Source organism: Azospirillum formosense (assembly GCF_013340925.1).
GTDB lineage: Bacteria > Pseudomonadota > Alphaproteobacteria > Azospirillales > Azospirillaceae > Azospirillum > Azospirillum formosense.
Genome location: NZ_WHOR01000097.1, coordinates 1 through 19,655, shown reverse-complemented (window position 1 = coordinate 19,655; position 19,655 = coordinate 1). Strand labels below are relative to the sequence as shown.

General features: G+C 71.1%; 14 protein-coding genes. All 14 read left to right on the top strand.

Going from position 1 to position 19,655, the window contains the following annotated elements:
- On the top strand, positions 1–2,122 hold a 2,122-nt coding region (locus tag GBZ26_RS14505; RefSeq protein ID WP_174439442.1), incomplete at its 5' end, for a hypothetical protein.
- A gap of 197 nt (positions 2,123–2,319) precedes the next feature.
- The gene (locus tag GBZ26_RS14500) at positions 2,320–3,654 is read left to right on the top strand and encodes a TolC family protein (protein WP_246653815.1); all 1,335 of its coding nucleotides are present in this window, start codon (positions 2,320–2,322) and stop codon (positions 3,652–3,654) included.
- Entirely contained in the window at positions 3,651–5,333 is a 1,683-nt protein-coding gene (locus GBZ26_RS14495) for an ATP-binding cassette domain-containing protein (RefSeq protein ID WP_174439441.1), read from the top strand. Before GBZ26_RS14500 ends, GBZ26_RS14495 begins: the two co-directional genes overlap by 4 nt.
- A complete protein-coding gene (locus GBZ26_RS14490; RefSeq protein WP_174439440.1) occupies positions 5,330–6,715 on the top strand; it encodes an HlyD family type I secretion periplasmic adaptor subunit in 1,386 nt (461 codons plus the stop codon). The genes GBZ26_RS14495 and GBZ26_RS14490 overlap by 4 nt, the downstream gene beginning before the upstream one ends.
- 202 nt (positions 6,716–6,917) lie before the next feature.
- Complete coding sequence (locus tag GBZ26_RS14485) at positions 6,918–10,004, top strand: ABC transporter substrate-binding protein (RefSeq protein WP_174439439.1); 3,087 nt, start codon at positions 6,918–6,920, stop codon at positions 10,002–10,004.
- Between the two features lie 14 nt (positions 10,005–10,018).
- Positions 10,019–10,402 (top strand): hypothetical protein, encoded by a 384-nt coding sequence (locus GBZ26_RS14480; protein ID WP_174439434.1) that lies wholly within the window; start codon positions 10,019–10,021, stop codon positions 10,400–10,402.
- 1 nt (position 10,403) lies between these two features.
- The gene (locus GBZ26_RS14475; protein ID WP_174439438.1) at positions 10,404–10,868 is read left to right on the top strand and encodes a hypothetical protein; all 465 of its coding nucleotides are present in this window, start codon (positions 10,404–10,406) and stop codon (positions 10,866–10,868) included.
- Positions 10,865–11,590 (top strand): hypothetical protein, encoded by a 726-nt coding sequence (locus GBZ26_RS14470; protein WP_174439437.1) that lies wholly within the window; start codon positions 10,865–10,867, stop codon positions 11,588–11,590. Before GBZ26_RS14475 ends, GBZ26_RS14470 begins: the two co-directional genes overlap by 4 nt.
- Complete coding sequence (locus GBZ26_RS14465) at positions 11,578–14,859, top strand: type VI secretion protein IcmF/TssM N-terminal domain-containing protein (protein WP_281427472.1); 3,282 nt, start codon at positions 11,578–11,580, stop codon at positions 14,857–14,859. The genes GBZ26_RS14470 and GBZ26_RS14465 overlap by 13 nt, the downstream gene beginning before the upstream one ends.
- A 381-nt stretch (positions 14,860–15,240) precedes the next feature.
- On the top strand, positions 15,241–15,756 hold the full coding sequence (locus tag GBZ26_RS14460) for a YcjF family protein (RefSeq protein ID WP_051140529.1): 516 nt from the start codon (positions 15,241–15,243) through the stop codon (positions 15,754–15,756).
- A 56-nt stretch (positions 15,757–15,812) separates the two neighbouring features.
- Positions 15,813–15,983 (top strand): hypothetical protein, encoded by a 171-nt coding sequence (locus GBZ26_RS14455; RefSeq protein ID WP_172428501.1) that lies wholly within the window; start codon positions 15,813–15,815, stop codon positions 15,981–15,983.
- The gene (locus GBZ26_RS14450; protein ID WP_174439436.1) at positions 15,980–16,741 is read left to right on the top strand and encodes a substrate-binding periplasmic protein; all 762 of its coding nucleotides are present in this window, start codon (positions 15,980–15,982) and stop codon (positions 16,739–16,741) included. Before GBZ26_RS14455 ends, GBZ26_RS14450 begins: the two co-directional genes overlap by 4 nt.
- Before the next feature lie 9 nt (positions 16,742–16,750).
- On the top strand, positions 16,751–18,475 hold the full coding sequence (locus GBZ26_RS14445) for an ATP-binding cassette domain-containing protein (protein WP_174439435.1): 1,725 nt from the start codon (positions 16,751–16,753) through the stop codon (positions 18,473–18,475).
- A gap of 1 nt (position 18,476) precedes the next feature.
- Positions 18,477–19,655: prohibitin family protein (locus tag GBZ26_RS30665; protein WP_282184329.1), on the top strand; the 1,179-nt coding region annotated here is incomplete at its 3' end.

Sequence of the window (19,655 nt, the reverse complement as noted above, 5' to 3'; positions counted from 1 at the left end):
CCCCCGCCCCACCGCGCGGACCGGCACCGTCCCCCCCGCAAACGCCGCCCCGCAAGTCACCGCCGGCACGACGGCGCTGGCGACGGTGAAGGGCGTCGCCGTGGCGGTCACCGGCCTGTCGGTGTCCGACATCGACGCCGGCGCGCTGCCGATGCTGGTGACGCTGACCGCCGGCCACGGCACATTGACCCTGGCCGGCGCCGGATGGGACGCCGTCATCACCGGCAACGGAACCGACACCGTCACCATCCGCGCGACGCTCGCCACCATCAACGGGCTGCTCGGCGCCGCCAACGGGCTCCTCTACACGGCAAGCGCCTACACCGGGGCCGACGCCATCCGGATCGTCGTGGACGATCTCGGCAACGGCGGGTCCGGCGGGCCGCTGACCGCGACCGCCACCATCGGAGTCACCGTGGCGCCGCCCAACGCCTCCCCCGTCCTGATCGACACCAACCTCGACGTGGCCGTGGCGGCGGAGGCCCTGGCCGCCCCCACCGCGGGCACGGTCGGCTTCGCGGTGTCCAAGCTGGTCGGGCTGAACGGCGGCGGCCCCGCCAACGTCACCGACACGGACGCGGGGGCCGTCGTCGGCATCGCCCTGACCGGCACCGACGAGAGCTATGGCCGCTGGTGGTTCTCCACCGACAACGGCGCGACGTGGAACCTCGTCGGGACGGTCAACGACAGCGATTCCGCCCTCCTGCTGCGCGCCGGCGACCGTCTCTACTTCCAGCCCAACGCCGCGGTGCCGGCCACCGTCAACGGCGCCCTGACCATCCGCGCCTGGGACCAGACCACCGGCAGCGCCGGCTCCAAGGTCGCCGTCACCCTCGGCGCGGGCAGCGCCTTCTCCGCCGCGACGGACACCGTCACCCTGCATCCGGGCGTGCTGATCCCCAACGGCTCCTTCGACAAGGGGCTGACCGGCTGGAGCTACACCGGCGGCGCCACGGTGGGCGCGACCGGGGACGGGCATGAAGGCACCCTGACCTCCGCGGGCGGGCAGTCGCCGACGCAGCTCGAGGATTTCCTCGGCCTCGCCCACGGCTCCATCGCCGCGGCGACCGGCACCGTCCCGTCCTTCGGCCATGCGATGAAGCTGGCCAGCACCGTCACGGTGACGAAGGACACGACGCTGACCTTCGACTGGACCTTCATCTTCTCCGACCCCGGCTATCACGACTTCGCCTTCGTCAGCGTCAACGGCGTGGTCACCCTGCTCGCCAAGGAGGCGAGCGCCAGCGGCACGTTCAGCGTGGTGATCCCGGCCAACACCACCCTGTCGCTGGGATTCGGCACCTCCGACACCAGCGACAACAGTGTCAATCCGGTCCTGCGCGTCGACAACGTCAAGCTGACCACCGTCGCCAGCGACCCCATCGTGCTGGACATGGCCGGCGACGGGCTGGCCCTGCGGGCGCTGACCGACGGCGTCCTGTTCGACGTCAGCGGCGACGGCGTGGCCGACCGGACCGGCTGGGTCGGCAAGGGCAACGCCCTGCTGGTGCGCGACGACAACCAAAACGGGCAGATCGACGACGGGCGCGAGCTGGTGTCGGAGCATTTCGGAAAAGGCTTCAACAGCAGCCTGGAGGCGCTCGCCTCGCTCGACAGCAACCACGACGGGCGCATCGACGCCGCGGACGAGAGCTTCGCCACGCTCCAGGTCTGGCAGGACGCCGACGGCGACGGGGTGAGCCAGCCGGGCGAATTGCGCACTCTGGCGGAGGCCGGAATCCTGTCCATCGCCACCACGGCGACCCCGACCGACACGACTCTGGCCGGCAGCCAGATCCTCGGCACCACCAGCATGACCATGGCCGACGGCAGCAGCCGGCTGGTGGCCGGCGTCGCCTTCGACGCGCAGGCCACCGTCGCGGCGCAACTGCACAGCCAACCGCTGGCGGCGTCTCCATCGCCGTCGCCGCAGGCCGATCATGGGCGCTTCGACTACGCGGCGCTTCTCTCCTCCGGCCTGGGGCTGCCGGACAATATTCCGGTTGCACAAAACAGTCCAGACACCAACAACGGCGATTGGGCCATGGCGCTTCACACCGCGGACACACACCATGCCACAACTCACGCCTCGACGATTGTGCCGGGCGCAGAAAATTCATGAGCGCCTGACAGAATTCGACGCATTTTTAGGTATTTGGATACTGTTTTGTCCTAAATGAGTATGAGAGTTCTCGATTAAGATCATCATCGCTGTAGGCCGAACGGCCTAAACATGCGGCGATCTCCAGGACCCTCATGCACAAGTTTTGTCTTATCGCCACGGTTGCGCTTCCGCTCCTGACCGGATTTTCACAATCTTTGGTTGCAGCACCGCGTGACGAGGTGGTGGCGCTGATCGGCAAGGCGACGGAGACCCACGACCGCCTGCGCGGGGCGGAGGCCGCCGCCGACGGCGCGCGCAACGCCCTGCGGGTCAGCCATGGCGGCTGGTTCCCGACGCTGAGCCTGTCGGCCAACGGTGGGCGCGAGAGCACGACCAAGCCGGCGGGCCTGCCCAACACCGACATGAATGCGTCCCAGTTCTCGGCGCGGGCGACGCAGCTGATCTGGGACTTCGACGCGACCAACGCCGACATCCGGCGCGCCCAGGTGACGCTGGTCCGCGCCGACATCGCGGTCGAGCGCACCCGGCAGGAGCTGCTGGTGGAGGGGCTCACCGCCTACGCCGGCCTCGTCCGCGCCCACCAGCTTCTCGCCTTCGCACGCCAGTCCGAGGACAACATCCGCCGCCAGACCGGGCTGGAGGAGGTGCGGCTTCAGGAGGGCTTCGGCTTCTCCACCGACGTTCTCCAGGCCAAGAGCCAGCTCGCCGGCGCCCAGGCCCGCCGCGTCGCGGCGGAGGAGGCGACGCAGAACGCGCAGAGCCGCTTCCAGGCCTTCTTCGGCCATGTCCCCTTCCAGGTCAGCAACGCCCAGGTCCTGGCGATGACGCGCGCCGCCCTGCCCGTCTCGCTGGACGCGGCGGTGGAGGAGGCGCGCCGCCACAACCCGCGCCTCCAGGAATTGGCCCTGACCACCGCGGCGGCGCAGGAGGCGGTGACCGCGGTGCGCGGCCGCACCCTCTACCCGCGGATCGACGGCTTCGTGGAACACAACATCAAGCGCGACGTCGCCGGCCAGCCCGGGCGGCAGAACGAGCTGCTGTTCAAGCTCCAGGTCACCTTCTCGCTGAACACCGGCCTGACCGCGCTCAACAGCATCCGGCTGGCCGAGGCCGACCTGCGGGCCGCCGACGCCAGTTGGGCCGACCAGGAGCGCACGGTGCTGGAAACCGTCCGCAACAGCTGGAACCGCCTGGAAAGCGCCCGCGCCCAGGTGCAGCTTTTGAACGACCAGGCGAGCCTCGCCGCCGGCTTCCTCGACGTGGCGCGGTCGGAGCGCGAGCTGGGCACCCGGTCGCTGATCGACATCCTGTCGGGCGAGACGACGCTGATCAACGCGCGCAGCGACGCTGCGGCGGCGGAGACGGAGTTGGTGCTGGCCGGCTACCGGCTGCTCGCCGCCATGGGCCGGCTGAACGCCACCGACATCCAGACCAAGCCGATGCCGAAGCTGACCGCGCCGGGCCGCGGCGCTTTCCGCGACCAGGGCGGACGCGATCCAGGCCGGCGCGGCACGGGAGACCCGCGATGAGCGGCGGCGCCATCGGTCTGCTGGTGCTGCGGCTGCGCGCCAATCTGCGGCTGACCGCCCGCGTCTTCGCGGCGTCGCTGGCGGCGAACCTGCTCGGGCTGGCCTCGTCCTTCTACACGATGCTGGTGCTGAACCGGTACGTGACGCACGGCGTCGACTCCACGCTGGCGGCGCTGACCGTCGGCGTCGTGCTGTCCATCGCCTTCGAGCATCTGTTCCGCCACGTCCGGCTGGGCATCGCCGGGCGCATCGGGCGGGCCGAGCACGAGCGTCTGACCACCGGGGCCTTCGGCATCCTGATGACGGCGCGCAGCGGCGCCGGATCGGCGGAGGGCGACGCGGCCCGGCGCGAGGCGCTGCGGGCGCCGGAGCAGATCGACTCCGCGCTCGGCTCCGCCAACCTCGCGACGCTGTTCGACCTGCCCTTCGCGCTCGGCTTCATCCTCGTGGTGGCGCTGATCTCCTGGCCGCTGGCGGCGATCTGCCTCCTCTTCACGCTGCTGGCCATCGCCGCCGGGCTGCTGGCCCAGGCGGACATGCGCGCGGTCGGGCGCGACCTCGCCCAGGCCGGCGCCGACGCCCAGGGGCTGGTTACCACCGCCATCGTCGGGCGCGACGCGGTCGCCCTGTTCGGCGGCGCCAAGCCGCTCCTCGGCGACTGGCAGCGCGCGGCCAAGGCGCTGCGCGTGGTCCGCGAGCGCATGTCGATGCGCCAGGGCCGCGCCCAGTCGGCGGCGCAGAGCCTCCAGGCGCTCCAGGGCGTGGCGGTGATCGCCACCGGCGCCGTTCTGGTGGTGCGCGGCGAGCTGGACGTCGGGTCGCTGATCGGCATCAACCTGCTGGTCGGCCGCGCGCTGGCCCCCTTCACCCGGCTGGCCCAGATCGGCGAGTCCCTGGCGATGGCCCGGCAGGCGCAGGTCCGGCTGGAGCAGTTCGCCCGCACCGCGGTCGAGCCGACCGGCGGCACCAGCCTGCCCCGCTACGCCGGCACGCTGGAGCTGCGCGACCTGACCTTCACCCCGCCGGGCGGCGTCACGCCGCTGCTGCGCCGGCTCAGCCTGTCGGTGCCCGCCGGCAACATCCTGGTGCTGAAGGGGCGCAACGGCTCGGGCAAATCGACGCTGATCCGCCTGATCGCCGGTCTGGCCGACCCGCAGGAGGGCGCCGTGCTGGCCGATGGGGTGGACATCCGCAAATTCGCCCCCTCCTGGTGGCGCCAGCAGATCGGGCTGCTGCCGCAGGAGCCGGTGTTCCTCAACCGCACGATCCGCGAGAACCTGCTGCTCGCCAACCCGCGCCTGTCGGAGACGGAGCTTCACGCCGTCCTGCACCGCGCCGGAGCCGACCGCACGGTGGCCGACTGCGCCCAGGGCCTCGACACGCCGCTGCGCAACTTCGGCCACGAGTTGCCGACCGGCCACCGCCGCCGGCTGGCGCTCGCCCGCGCCCTGGCGGTCGGCGGACGGCTGATCCTGCTCGACGAGCCGACCGACGGGCTGGACTCGGAAGGCACCGCCACCGTCTACCGCACGCTGATCGAGCTGGCGCGGAGCGGCCACACGGTGATCATCGCCTCCCATGACCCGCGCATCCTCCAGGGCGCCTCGCTGGTGCTCGACCTCGACCAACCGAACGGCGCGGCTGTCGTCCGCGAGCCGGCGGGGCTGGTGACGCCATGAAGCCGCTTCCCCTGCTGACCCGCAAGCCCGCCGCCGCTCCCGCGGCCGTGCCGCCCGCCATTCCAACAGGCATCCCGGCCGCCCTCCCGGCCTCCCTGACGGGAACGCAGCCCACGGACACCGAAAGCCGCTTCGGCGACGGCCTGTTCGCGGTCAGCATCGCCGCCTTCCTCGCGGCACTCGGCTGGGCGGCCATCGCCGAGCTGAACGTCTCCAGCAGCGCCCCCGGCGACGTGGTGCCGCTGTCCTACAACCAGTCGGTCCAGCATTTCGAAGGCGGCATCGTCCGCGACATCCTGGTGCAGGAAGGCGATTCGGTCACCGCCGGCCAAGCGCTGGTCGAGCTTGACCAGACCAAGATCCGCGCCGACCTGGAGGAGCTGAAGCTGCGCCTCGGCTCGCTGTCGGCCGACACCGCGCGGCTGGAGGCGGAGGTCGGGCGCCGCGAGGCCATAACCTTCCCCGAGCGGCTGCTGCGCGAGCGGCCCGATCTGGTGGCGCAGACCCGCGACCTCTTCCGCGCCCGGCGCGACCGACTGGCCTCCGACCTCGACATCCAGCGCCAGGACATCGCCCAGCGCGAGCAGCAGGTGGCCGCCGTGCGGGCGCGCATCGGCGGCTCCCAGGTGGCGCAGGGGCTGATCCGCGAGCAACTCTCCATCAGCGAGACCCTGCTGAAGCGCGAGATCACCAACCGCATGAAGCATCTGGAACTGCTGCGGGACGACGCCCGCGTCAGCAGCGCCATCGCCGAGGATCGCGCCACCCTGGCCCAGGCCGAGGCGGCTCTGGCCGAGGCGCGCAGCAAGCTGGTGTGGATCGGCCGCAAATACGAGGAGGAGAGCCGCAACGCTCTCGACGAGGCCCGCCGCAACCACGACGAGCTGTCGCAGCGCCTGACCCGCTACCAGGACAGCCTGGACCGCAGCAGCCTGCGGGCCCCCATGGACGGCATCGTCAAGACGCTGGCCGTCTCCACCAAGGGCGCCGTGGTCAAGGCCGGCGAGACGGTGGTGGAGCTGGTGCCGCGCGACGGCAAGCTGGTGGTGGACGCCCGCCTGCCGGTGCAGGACATCGGCTATGTCCGCCCCGATCAGCCGGTGGTGGTGACTCTGGCCGGCGGCGACGCTTCGCGCTTCGGCCACATCGAGGGGCGGGTGCGGACGATCAGCCCCGACACGCTGCTCGACGCCAACAAGCAGTCCTACTACAAGGTCCGCGTCGAGCTGCCGGTGACCCGTTTCGACTACGGCGGCAAGACCTACGAGCTGTTCCCCGGCGTGCGCGTGACCTGCAGCATCCTGACCGGGCGGCGCACGATCCTCGACTATGTGTTCTCGCCGGTCCTCAACGGCCTCCAGCACGCGATGCAGGAGCAATGAGGATGGGCGGACTGATTGCCACCATTTCCCTCTCCCGCCCCGGGAGAGGGAGGGACCCGCGCGAAGCGCGGGAGGGTGAGGGTCGTCCAACGGCGCGACCGCCCGATCCTTGCATTCACCCTCACCCTTCCCGCTGCGCGGGCCCCTTCCCTCTCCCGGGGCGGGAGAGGGAAACGACCGCTCACCGCCCGAGGCCCACCCCATGCTGAGCTCGCTCCAGCCCCGCTCCCGGCCGCCGCTGCGCTGGTCGCAGCTGACCAAGAAGGCGCGCTTCGCGCTGATCCTGGCGGCGGCGATGCTCGTCACCGTGCTGGTCTCCCTGGTCGTCCGCGCCGGCTTCCTCGGCGACAGCGCGCGCGAGCCGCTGACCGTCGCCGTCGTCGGGCCGCTCAGCGGGCCGGACGCGGCGCTGGGGCTGGCCCTGCGCAAGGGGGCGGCGCTGCGCGCCGACACCATCAACGCGGCGGGCGGCATCGCCGGCCGTCCCGTGGTGGTCAAGCCCTTCGACGACGAGGGCGACAAGGGCAAGTCGCTGGAGATCGCCCGGCGCGTCTCCAACGATCCCTCGGTCCTCGCGGTGATCGGCCACACGCCGGACGCCGCCGACAGCGCGACGGCGATCTACGCCCAGCGGCAGATCCCGCTGATCGCCCCGCGCCCGCTGGTCCGCCCGGGCGACGCCGCGCCCAGCCCCTGGCTGTTCAGCATCACGCTGGACCGCACGCACGAGACGCGCTTCCTCGCCAACTACGTCCGCAACGTGGTGGGCGAGCCGACCGTCGCCATCGTCCGCGAGGACAGCGAGCAGGCCGCCGCTCAGGCCGGGCAGTTCGACGCGATCCTCCAGCGCTTCGGCACCAGGCTGGTCGGCCAGTGGACCTTCGCGCCGGGCCGCGGCGGTGCGTCCGCCCTGCCGGCGCTGGCCCAGGCGGTGAAGGAGAAGATGCCGACCGGCGCCATCGTCGTCATCGGGTCGGCGGTGGACAGCGCGCGGGTGGTGGTGGCGCTCCGCGACGCCGGGGTGCGCAACCTGATCGCCGGCAGCTCGGAAATGGCCTCCTCGGCCTTCCGCACCGAGATCGTCGCCCAGGCGCAGACCAACCCCAAGGCGCTGACCCCGGAAGCCTACGGCCACGGCCTGCTGGTGTCCTCGCCCGTGCTGTTCGACACGGCGAACGAGCGGGCGCAGCGCTTCTACGGCCAGTATGTGAAGCGCTTCAACGCGGTGCCCGACTGGGCGGCGGCGCTGGGCGCCGACGGCGTGGACCTGATCGCCGGCGCCATCGCCAAGACGAATGTCACCACGGGCAAGCCGGACGGCGAGGATCTCCGCCGCGCCATCGCCGACCATGACCGCGCCGAGACCGCTTTCCAGGGCACGGTCGGCACCTGGACCTTCGACAACCGCGGCCAGGCGACCCTGCCGGTGATGATGGCCTCCTACAACGGCCTGAACCCGGTGGCGGCGCTGACCCAGCTCCAGCCGATCCGCGAGGCCGGCGTCTCCAACTTCCTGGAGGAGGTCACCAAGGGCCGGGCGCTCTACGTCAACGACCGCTTCATGTACAAGACGGACGTCATCTACACCGGCGTCCAGCTTCACGAGATCCGCGACCTCAATCCGGACGCCAACGAGGCGACGCTGAACCTGACGATCTGGTTCCGCTACCGCGGCGCCTTCAACCCGGCGGACGTCGTCTTCACCAACGCGGTCAAGCCGGTCGAGCTGGGCAAGCCCTACCGCGAGGAGCGCGGCGAGGTCACCACCTACGTCGCCTACCGGATCGAAGGGCGCTTCGCCCTGAACGTCTTCGACCAGCGCCCGCCCTACGGCAGCCAGACGGTCGGCGTCAGCTTCCGCCACCGGACGCAGAACCGGAACACGGTGATGTTCGTCACCGACGTTCTCGGCATGTCGCTGGTCGACACCAACGACTTCGTGGAGAAGCTGAAGGCGATGGCCGCGGCCGAGACCGCGTCCGCCGTCGATCCCGGCCTCGCCGACCGCTTCCGCCGCGCGCTGGAGGGCGAGAGCGAAAGCTCCACCCTGCTCGACCAGCTCCGCGCCAAGCGGGTGCTGGCGCCGTCGCCCGGCTGGCGGCTGTCGCGCGCCTGGATCTCGCAGGACGTCGCCTCGGTCGGCAGCGAGGGCGATCCCAACTATGTCGGTTTCGGGCGCCCGCAGCCGGACTTCTCGCGCGTCGACTTCGGCGTGGTCGCGGCACCGGACTCCCCGGCGGCGCGCGACTTCATCCACCGCGACTTCTTCGTCTACATCGCCATCTTCAGCGCCGTTCTGGCGGTCTTCGCCGCCTTCATGGACCGCCGCGACCGCGGCCAGTTCTGGAAGATCCAGACGCTGTTCATGCGCATCCTGTCCTGGCCGCTGCTGCTGATGTCCGTCGGCAACATTGCGCTGGACCAGGCGGTGGCGACGCTGCCGCCGAGCGGGATCGCCATGGTGGTGAACGGGGTCAACGTGCTGTGGTGGATCGTCCCGGCCATCCTGGTCGACCGCACGCTGGAGCGCTTCGTCTGGACCCCGCTGGAGATCCGCACCCAGCGCAAGATCCCCGGCATCGTCCGCCGCTTCTCCACCCTGATCGTCTTCGGCTTCGCCGGCTGCGGCATCATCGCCTTCGTGCTGAAGCAGCCGATCACCAGCCTGCTCGCCGCCTCCGGCCTCGTCGGCATGGTCATCGGCCTCGCCATCCAGGCCAACATCGCCAACGTCTTCTCCGGCATCGTCCTGAACATCGAGCGGCCGTTCCAGATCGGCGACAGCATCCAGATCACCGATCTGGTGCGCGGCGTCGTGGTCGACATGACGTGGCGCACGGTGCGCATCCGCAACGTCGCCGGCTTCATCGTCGCCATGCCCAACGCCAAGGTGTCGGAGGCGACCGTCATCAATTTCAGCGCGGTCGACCGGGTGTCGATGAAGCTGGAATATTACGCCGACGCCCGCCACGACCCCGGCCGGATGGGCGGCCTGCTGACCACCGCCCTGCAGAACGCCGACAAGGTGATGGCAAGCGCCACCGGCGGCCCGCCCTTCGTCCGCTACGACGGCATCCGCGGCGTCAACGGCCAATGGCTGTGCAAATACAACATGTTCTTCTGGGTCGAGGACTACGACGCCAGCTTCGTCGTGCCGGAGCTGGTCTGGCGTTCCGTCTACCGGACGCTGGCCGAGGCCGGCATCGAGCCGACCCCGCCCGACCTGATGGAGGCCGCCGGCCCCGCCGCGGTCGCCACCAACGCCCAGCGCCAAGCGATTCCGGTATGAGCAGGAACATTCCGATGATGCGAACCCTGATCGCCGCGACGGCGCTGTTGCCGGTCCTGCTCGCCGGGACGGGCTGCGCGCCGCTCGGCAGCGAGCGCCCCGGCGCGATCCTGGAGAAGGTGGCCGACGGCGATTACGACGTCGGCATCCGCTACCCCGCCAAGCGCGCCCGCTACGTGATGATCGTGGAGGAGGACGAGGACGGCTTCGTCGTCACCAACCGTCCCGCCGGCGCCCGCGAGGTGGACACGGCCCCGGCCTCAACCCCGGTGGTGGCACAGCCGCAGCGCAACGACCGCGTCCTCGCCCCCTGCGCCGAGGCGACCGGCAACTGGTACCGCCACACTCCGGCGGGCTACGTCTGCGTCGGCCAGTCGGCGCCCGGCGGCGGTGGCTGACATGAAGCGCCTCGCGATGATCCTCGCTTTCACGCTTGCCGGCTGCGCCGCGGGTGCGCCCGCGCCCGGTGCGGGGCGCGCCGACGCCCCCGTTCTGCGCATCGTCGCCGAGTCCGACGCCAACGGGCGCCGCCCGGTCGCGGTCGACGTGGTGCGGGTGGCCGACCCGGCGCTGGCCGGACGGCTGGCCGGGCTCGACGCCGCGGGCTGGTTCCGCGACCGCGAGGCGCTGAGCGCCGAGGCCGGGAGCCGCATCGCCATCGCCTCCTGGGAGATGGTGCCGGGCCAGAGCGTGCTTCTGCACAGCCTGCCGCCTTTCGCCACCGCCCCGACCCAAACCCTCGTCTACGCGCTGTACGGCGCGCCCGGCGCCCACCGGCAGGCGCTGGACGGTGCCGGCGCCCTGGACGTGCGGCTGGGACGGGAGAGTTTCACCGTGGCTCCGCTGACGGAGGGAACGCCGTGACCGCCCAACCCGCCCTGGCGCAAGCCAACCCGGCGAAGGCGCCCCCCGCGGGGGCCAAGCCCGCCGGCACGCTGGCCCTGTTCCGCGCCTTCCAGGAGGACCTGCTCGCCGGCTGCGCCGACGCGCAGGCCCCGGCGGGGACGGTGGCCGACCGCCTGACCGCCACGCTCCACGGGATGAGCGGCGCCGCCATCTCACAAGGGCCGGGCGCGCACGGCACGGTGGTCAAGGCGGTCTTCGCCATGGCCATGCTGGCCGACCGCGCGCTGGCCCAGACGCGGCCCGCCGACGCCGTGGTCTCCAGCCGCCTGTTCGGCGCGAACGCCACGCTGCAAACCCTGTTCGTCCAGGCCGACGACCTGATCCGCCAGGGCGCCAAGGCCGACCGCGGGCTGGCCGCGGTCTATCTCGCGGCCCTGGCGCTGGGCTTTCCCGACGACGCCCAGGCGACCGCCCGCCGTCCCGCCCTGCACCGCATCGTCGTCGGCGAGCGCGCCGCGGCCAGCCACCCAAGCCCGCGCGCCTGCGAGTCGACGGACGGCGCCGTGCCCGGCTACCTCGCGCCGTCCGCCCGGCGCTGGTGGTGGGCGGTCGGCGGGACCGCCGTGCTGTTCCTCGTGGTCTCGCACCTGCTGTGGGCCGGCGCCGTCGGCGGCATCCAACGCGATCTGAGCGGCGCCCGCGCCGCGGTCGAGGACATGGGGCTGTCATGGTCCTACTGATTCTTACGCTGGAGCTGGTGCTCTCCACCATCGGCTCCGCCATCGTCTATCTGCTGTCCTTCGCTGTCACGCTGGCGCCTTACGCGCTGCTGGCGCTGCCGCTCTACATCTTCTACCGCCTCGGCCGGATGGTCTGGCCGACGCTGCGCCGCTGGCGGCGCAAGCCCGCCGCCAAGGGCACCGCCCAAAGGAAGGCGCCGGCGCGCCGGGCCGCCCCGCCGGCGCCGCTGCGCGTCCGCGCCGAGGCGCCGCCCCCCACGAAGGCCGCCGCCAACACGCCGCCCAACGCCCGCATCTATGGCGAGGGGCTGGATATCCTGACGCGGCAGATGCGCGGTCCCCTGCGCCGCGGCGACATTCCGTGGTTCCTCGCCTTCGGCGTCGGCGGCCCGGCCCTGCTCGCCACCGACCCGACCCACGTCCGCTGGCCCGAGGACGGCAACGGCGAGAACGGCTGCTGGTGGTTCTGCGAAGGGGCCGCGATCCTGCACGCCGGCGCCGATTCCGCCGACGGCTCCCGGCTGGGCGCGTCCTGGCCGGCGCTGGTCGCGGCGATGCGCAAGCGGCCGATGCGCCGCCCGCTGGACGGCGTCCTGCTGATGGTCGGCGCCGACGAGCTGCGCGCCGCCGCCGAGCGCCCCGGCCCGCGCGACGCGCTGGCCAAGCGGGGCGCCGCCCTGCGGGAGCGCCTGCGGACGCTGCGCGACGACCTCGGCGTGGTCGGCCCGGTCCATGTGGTCGTGGTCCGCGCCGAGGCCCTGGACGGCTTCACCGACCTCTGCGCCGCCATGCCGTCGGCCCTGCTGGACGGCGTGCTGGGATGGAGCAACCCGCAGGATTGGGCGAAACCCTTCGATCCGCGCCGCATCGACGAGGCGTTCGAGGCCATCGCCGCCGACATTGCCGTGCTGGAGGCCGACGCCTTCGCCGCCGGCACCGCCGGGGTGCGCCTGCCGCTGCTGCCGGCAGCCCTGGACACGTTGCGCCATCCGCTGGCGCTGTTCCTCGACGGCGCCCTGGGAGGCGACGACCAGGCGGAGCCCTTCCCGCTGCGCGGCATCGCCCTGACCGGCGCCTACGCCCCGGCCACCGGCGGGCGCCGCCCGGTCTTCGCACGCAACCTGCTGCCGGGCCGCGCCTTCGCCGAGGCTGGATACGGGCGGCCGTCCGACGCCGCCTACCAGCAGGCCCACAAACGCCGCCGGATGGCCCAGGCCGCGCTCGCCGCCTCGGTAGCCGGCCTGTCGGTCGCCGCGTGGCAGGGCGTGTCCAGCGTGTCCGCCGGCAGCCCGCCGGTCGCCGCCGCCACCGCCGACCTGCGCCGGGCGCTGCTGGCGCGCGACGCCGTCACCGACGGGGCCCTGGCCGGCCGGGTGATCGCCGCCACGGCGGTGATGGAGCGCAGTTCTCTCGCCACGCCGCTGCTTCCGACCTCGCTGTTCAGCACTTTCGACGAGGACAAGAAGCGGCTCGCCTCGGTCACGCTGCGCCGCTCGGTGCTGCGGCCGATCCGCGACGCGCTGCTGCCCAGCGCCACCATGGCCGACCTGCCGCCGGTCGCCAACCCGCAACGGGTGGAGGACCTGCCCGCCTTCCGCCGGCTCGCCGAGCAGCTCGACCGCATCGGCGGGCGGCGCGACGCGCTGGAGCGCTACGACCGTTTCCGCCGCAACAGCGGCTTCGACGAGCTGAACGCGCTGGCCGAAAGCGTCTACGGCGCCGTCCCCCGGTCGCCGATGACGGCGACGGACGGCTACATCACGCGCATCGCCGCGGGTGCCGATCTGCCCAACCTCGACGCCCGGACCATCGCCGCGGCGGTGCGCGCGGAATCGGTGCAGCTCGCCGCCCCGCTGGCCGAGGAGTTGTACGGCCGCAACCCGCTCCGCCAGCGCGCCGAGGCCCTGGCCGAACGGCTGCGCGGCCTGCCGGAGACGCCGACCGCCGAGGATGTCGACGACGTCCGCCGCCTGACCGGCGCCGTCGCCGAGGCCGTCGCCTGGCCGATCGCCGGGGCCTTGCAGGATCCCGCCCGCGGCCTGCCCGACGCGATCCGGGTGGTGCTCCAGAAGGCGGCCATCGCCGATCTGCCGGGGCGCGACACCACCGACCGCATCAGCGAGGCCCTGTCCACCGCCGCGACCGGCGCCCGCGTCGCCGTCCTGGCGCTCGACACGCCGCGGACCGGCCCCCTGTTCGCCGTCGGCGACGGCGGAGCCCTGACCCTGACCCCGGCGGTGACCGCGCTGCCCGACACGCTGGCCGCGGCTTTGCCCGAACCGGCCCCCGAGGCTCCGCCCGCCGGGACCGCCAAGCCGGCGGAGCCAAAGCCGGAACCGCCCAAGCTCGAACAGGCCAAGCTCGAACCGGCCAAGCCCGAACAGGCCAAGCCCGCCGAAGCCAAGCCGGTCACGCCCGAAGCGGAGCCGGCCAAGCCGGTCGCGGCGGTCCCTCCTCCCCGGCCGGACCCGGCGGCGGAACCCGCGGCCCCGCCGCCCGTCGTCGCGCATCTGCCGCTCCCGCCCAGGATGCCGACGGAAAGCCCGGTCCCGGACGGCGACGTCGCCCTGTCGAAGCTGTCCGCCGCCTTCGCGCAGACCCTCGCCGGGCGCTTCCCCTTCGTCGGCCCCGAACAGATGCGCGGCGCGCCCGACGCCGACCCGCAGGACGTCCGCCGCTTCTACCGGCAGCTCGACGAGCACCGAACCGCGGTGATTCGGACCGCGACCCCCGAGGTCGCCGCCTTCCTGGAGCGGATGGAGGCCGCCCGCCCCTTGCTGGAAGCCATCGCGCGCCCCTCGCCGGTCAGCGTCCGCCTCATCTACGGCGCCAACCGCGCGCAGGAGGTCGGGGCGGAGCACATCATCGACTGGTCGGTGCGTTCCGGCCCCAGCGCGGTGGGAGCGTCGGCCAATGGCGGGACGCTCGTCTGGACGCCGGGCCAACCGGTCCTGCTGAGCGTCCGCTGGGCCGCCGGGTCGCCCTTCCGCCCGAAGGGTGCGCCGACGGGCGGAACCGCCGCGGCGACCGGCGACACCATCACCCTGGCCGAGCGCGGACCGTGGGCGCTGCTGCGTCTGCTGAAGAGCCACGCTCCGTCATGGTCGCGGGATGGCGTGCTGCTGCGCGTCGCCCTGCCCACGCAGACCATCGACGGACAGCCGGTGCGCGACACCGTCCTGGTGCTGGGCGCCGCGCTCAGCGCCGGGGCGCGCAACGAACTTCCGCCGCGCGCCATCGACCTGCCCGCACGCTTCCCGCAAAGGTAGTGATCATCAATATACAAAGAAAAGCTCATGATAGACTTTGTTACAATTCGCAGTAAGTTGGCGCACCTTCCAACAAAAACACAGGCGGTGGTCATAGGCATTTAATGCGTTGTTAAGCACTGAAAATGTATCAAGTCGTTGGGACATATTGGATCGTTGGACAGTCATTCTCTGCTCAACGCCAGTCCTGATGACCACCGTCTAATTTGCCAGAGACAATAGGGGCATTCTTTTACCAATCGCTTAGGCAGCGGTTGATTGGCGATGCTTTGTTTCTTTCGGAATGCCAATCTTGCGACGCATAACGTCCTAAAACGAGTGTTTTGTAGCACCGTTTCCACCTGGAATCAACCTCACCTGACCCTCGAAAGGTTTCGGATCATGGTAGACCGTAAGAAGCGCGCCCAGGAACTGATCAAGTACCACAGCTACGCCTCGGGCGCCTTCGGACTCATCCCCGTCCCCGGCGCGGACGTCGCCGCGGTCAGCGTGGCCCAGCTCAACCTGATCCATAAGCTCGCCAAGCTCTATGAGATCGAGTTCGCGCAGGAGCGCACCCGCGCGATCATCGGCGCGCTGATGGGCGGCGTCATGCCCGGCGCGCTCAGCTCCAGCGTGCTCGGCTCCGCCGTGAAGGCCGTTCCGTTCATCGGCACCGCCCTGGGCGTCGCCGTCATGCCGGCCCTGTCGCTGGCCGCCACCCAGGCCCTCGGCCGCGTGTTCGCGCAGCATTTCGAGACCGGCGGCACGCTGCTGGACTTCGACGTCGAGGCGATGCGCGAGCATTTCCGCAAGGAGTTCGAGGCCGCCCGCAATGAGGGCGCCAAGGACGAGGCCGGCGAGGCCCCCGCCGCCGCGCCGCAGATGGAAGAGCAGCCGGTCCAGAAGGCCGGCTAAGGGCACGACGCCGGGGCGCCGGGCAAAGAAGGCCGGGCAAAGAAGGAAGCATCGCCGTGTTCGAGCTGATCTACATCGGTCTCTGCCTGCTGGTCGGGTTTCTGGGGATCGGCCGCCGCGGCGGCTTCCTGCTTTACGCCTTCCTGGCGGTGGTTCTGACGCCGCCCGGCGCCCTTCTCGTGATGATCCTGCTGACCACCCGCAGCAAGAAGCGGGCGAAGGCATGACGGCGGCAACGGCGTCCATCCTTCACCCCGTCCTGCGGCTCCTGCTGCCGGTTCTGCTGGCGCTGCTCGCCGCGACCCTTCCGGCGCGCGCCGAATACTGGACCATCGCGTCGGAAGACCATTTCCCGCCCTACAACTACTCCTTCAACGGCACCCGCACGGGGATCGACACCGAGATCGTCGTCGCCCTGCTGAAGGAGCTGACCATCACCCCGGTCCACCGGCCGCTGTCCTGGACCGAGGTCGTCCGGTCGATGGACGAGAACACCGCCGACGTCGGGTTCCAGTTCATCGCCTCGCCCGCCCGTTTCGCGCAGTACAACATGATCGGCCCGTTCCGCACCGGCACGACCGTCTTCATGGTGCGCAAGGACTCCCCCATCGCCTTCGAGCGGCTGGAGGATCTGACCCCCTACCGCATCGGCGTGGTCGACGGCTTCGCCTACGCGCCGGACTTCGACGCCGCGACCTATCTGGAAAAGATCCCGTCGAGCAGCAACGTGGTCAACTTCCGCCGCCTGATCCTGGGCCGGGTGGACGTGATCGTCGGCGACCTGCATGTGCTGAACCACATGGCCAAGCAGGACGGGCGGCTGAAGGACGTGCGCGTCCTGGCCAAGCCGTTGGGCCTGATTCCCCGCTACATCGCCATGCCCAAGGCGCGCAAGGAGAAGGCGGAGCGTCTTCAGGCCGCCTTCGTCAAGCTGCGCGACAACGGCACGATCACCCGCATCCTCGACTCCTGGCTGGCGGAGTGAGGCGGACCGATGAGCAAAAGCAAGACAACCAAGCGTGCCGCGCCCAGCCGGCCCGTCTCGGCTCTGCTGCCCCTGATCGGGCTGGCCGACCGTGAGATCCTGACCCGGCTGGTGGTCACCGGCTGCGTCGCCGCCACCGCCAACCTCATCAGCCTGATGAGCCTCAGCGCGGAGCTGAACGGCTGGATGCGCGGCGAGGTGCTGGACACGCCCTTCCTGATCTTCTGCCTGTCGCTGCTGGTTTCCTACGCCTTCAGCAAGCGCTTCGTCGGGCTGGTGCTGACCACCGGCTTCAGCGCGCTGGCCAGCGTGCGGCGGCGCTTCCTGCAGACCGTCACGCTGGGCAACCACGCCGACATCCTCGACATGCAGGCCCGGCGCTCCTTCGATCTGGGCAACCACCATCTGGAGCGCATCGCGGCGCTGCTGCCCAACCTGTCGATCGCCGCCAACATGATGCTGGTGGCGGTCGTGGCCTACCTCTACCTGTGGACGCTGTCCACGGTGGGCGCGACGCTGCTTCTGGTGGCCGGCACGATGATCGGCGGCTGGTACGTGCGCGAGGCGCAGCGGACCCGCGCCCTGCTGGGCCAAGCCAAGGAGTCCGAGGTGCGGATGCTCCAGGGCTTCTCCGAGCTGGTCGGCGGCAACGCCGAGATCAAGCTGGGCAAGGCGCGGCGCGACGAGCTGAGCCAGGCGGTCGAGGCCGACGTCGCCCGCTGGGAGGAGCTGAAGCGGCGCCACGGGCGCAATCTGGGCGAGCTGTTCTCCTGGATCGCCACCATCGTCATCGGCTTCTCCGCGGTCTTCGTCTTCATCTTCCCGCGCATGGGCGCGCTGTCGGCGGCGGAGCTTCCGCTGGTGACCTCGGTCATCCTGTTCCTCGCCCGGCCCCTGTCGAAGTTCCTCAACGCCGTGCCCGATTACATCGCGGCGGAGGATGCGGCGAACCAGCTCACCGGCCTGCTGGCCACCATGCCGGAGTCGGAGTACGCGCCGTCCAAGCTGGCCCGTGCGCCGCGCCGCTTCTCCGCCATCGAGCTGCGCGACGTGCGTTTCGCCTACCGCGCCGGGATGCGGCCCGAGCCCTTCGTGATCGGCCCCATCGACATGACCATCCCGGCGGGCAGCGTCGTCGGCATCGTCGGCGCCAACGGGTCGGGCAAGTCCACCCTGCTGCGCGTCATCCCGCTGCTGTTCCGCCCGGACGAGGGGCAGGTCCTGCTCGACGGGCAGGCGGTGGAGGGCGACCGGCTGGAATCCTACCGCGACCTGTTCTGCGCGGTGTTCCAGGACCACCACCTGTTCACCCGCCTGCCGCAGGGGCCGACCTTCGACGCGGAGCTGTTCCGCGAGATGCTGGTCTATCTGAAGATCGACCATCTGGTTCCGGAGACCGGCGACGGCCTGCTGAACCGCGACCTCTCCAAGGGCCAGCGCCGCCGCGTCGCCCTGGCCGTCGCGGTCGCGGAGGGGCGTCCGATCATCATCCTCGACGAATGGACGTCCGACCAGGACGCCGAGTTCCGCACCCGCTTCACCAACGAGATCATCGGCAAGCTGCGGGCGCTCGGCCGCACCGTGATCTTCGTGTCGCACGACGGCAACGCCGCGTCGGTCTGCGACGTGACCATCCACATGACCAACGGCCAAATGACAGACGGGCAGATGGACACGCCGGCCGAAACGGCCGCGTCCCGCCCCGCCACGGCTTTGCTCCAGGAGACCGCGTGACATGGCTGACCAGGCCTTCACCTACGACGACGCCGACGCGACGCCGCAGCCGAAGTCGCGCCTGCGCGCGCTGCTCGGCAACTGGTACGAGGAGCACCGCCGGTCGCTGCTGTGCACGCTGCTGGTCGGTATTCTGATCTTCCTCTACTTCGCGCCGTCGATCGTCGTCTTCATCCCCGCCGGCCACGGCGGCGTGCTGTGGAAGCGCTTCCATCAGGGCACCCAGATGGGTCCGGCCCTGGCCGAGGGCGTGCACGTCATCTTCCCCTGGGACAAGATCGAGGTCTACGATCTGCGCCTGCAGGAGGACACCCGTTCCTACTCGGCCATCGCCAACGACGGCCTGAACGTCAGCATCGAGATCACGGTGCGCTACCGCCCCTACGCGGAGATGCTGGCCGCCCTGCACAAGAACGTCGGACCGAACTACCTGGAAGTGCTGCTGGTGCCGGAGGTCGGGTCGGTCTCGCGCGAGATCGTGTCGCGCTTCAAGGCCGACGAACTTTACGCCCACCGCCGCCTGCGCGTTCAGACCGAGACCTTCGAGCAGGTCGCCGACCGCGTGATGTACGCCCAGATCATCGGGGCCGCGGACACGCCGAAGCCGGACGGGCGCACCAAGACCGGTTACGTGCTGATCCAGGACATCCTGATCCGCAACGTCTCGCTGCCCGAAGCGATCATGGTGTCGATCGAGCGCAAGATCCAGCAGGACCAGGCCGCCCAGGAATACCAGTTCCGCCTGCAGCGCGAGCTGTTCGAGAGCCAGCGCAAGCAGCTCGAAGGCCAGGGCATCCGCGCCTTCCAGGAGACCGTGCAGGCCAACCTGACCGAGAACTACCTGCGCTGGCGCGGCATCGAGGCGACGCTGGAGCTGGCCCATTCGCCCAACGCCAAGATCGTCGTCATCGGCAACGCCGCCAGCGGCGGGCTGCCGCTGATCCTCGACGCCGCCTCGGGCCAGGGCGCCACCCTCCCGATGCCGGGTGCCCCCGCCCCCGGCCCCCCGCCCGGCCCCCCGACCCGCCCTTTCCTCCGCCAGACGCCCCCCCTGGGGCCCGCCCCCCCCAACCCCCTCCGCCGACGCCAGCCCGCCCAGGCCGCCGCCGATCACCGCGATCCGATCCGTCATGCCAATCCCCCCGCTACGGCCCGCTTGGGCAGGCCGGACAGTCCCATG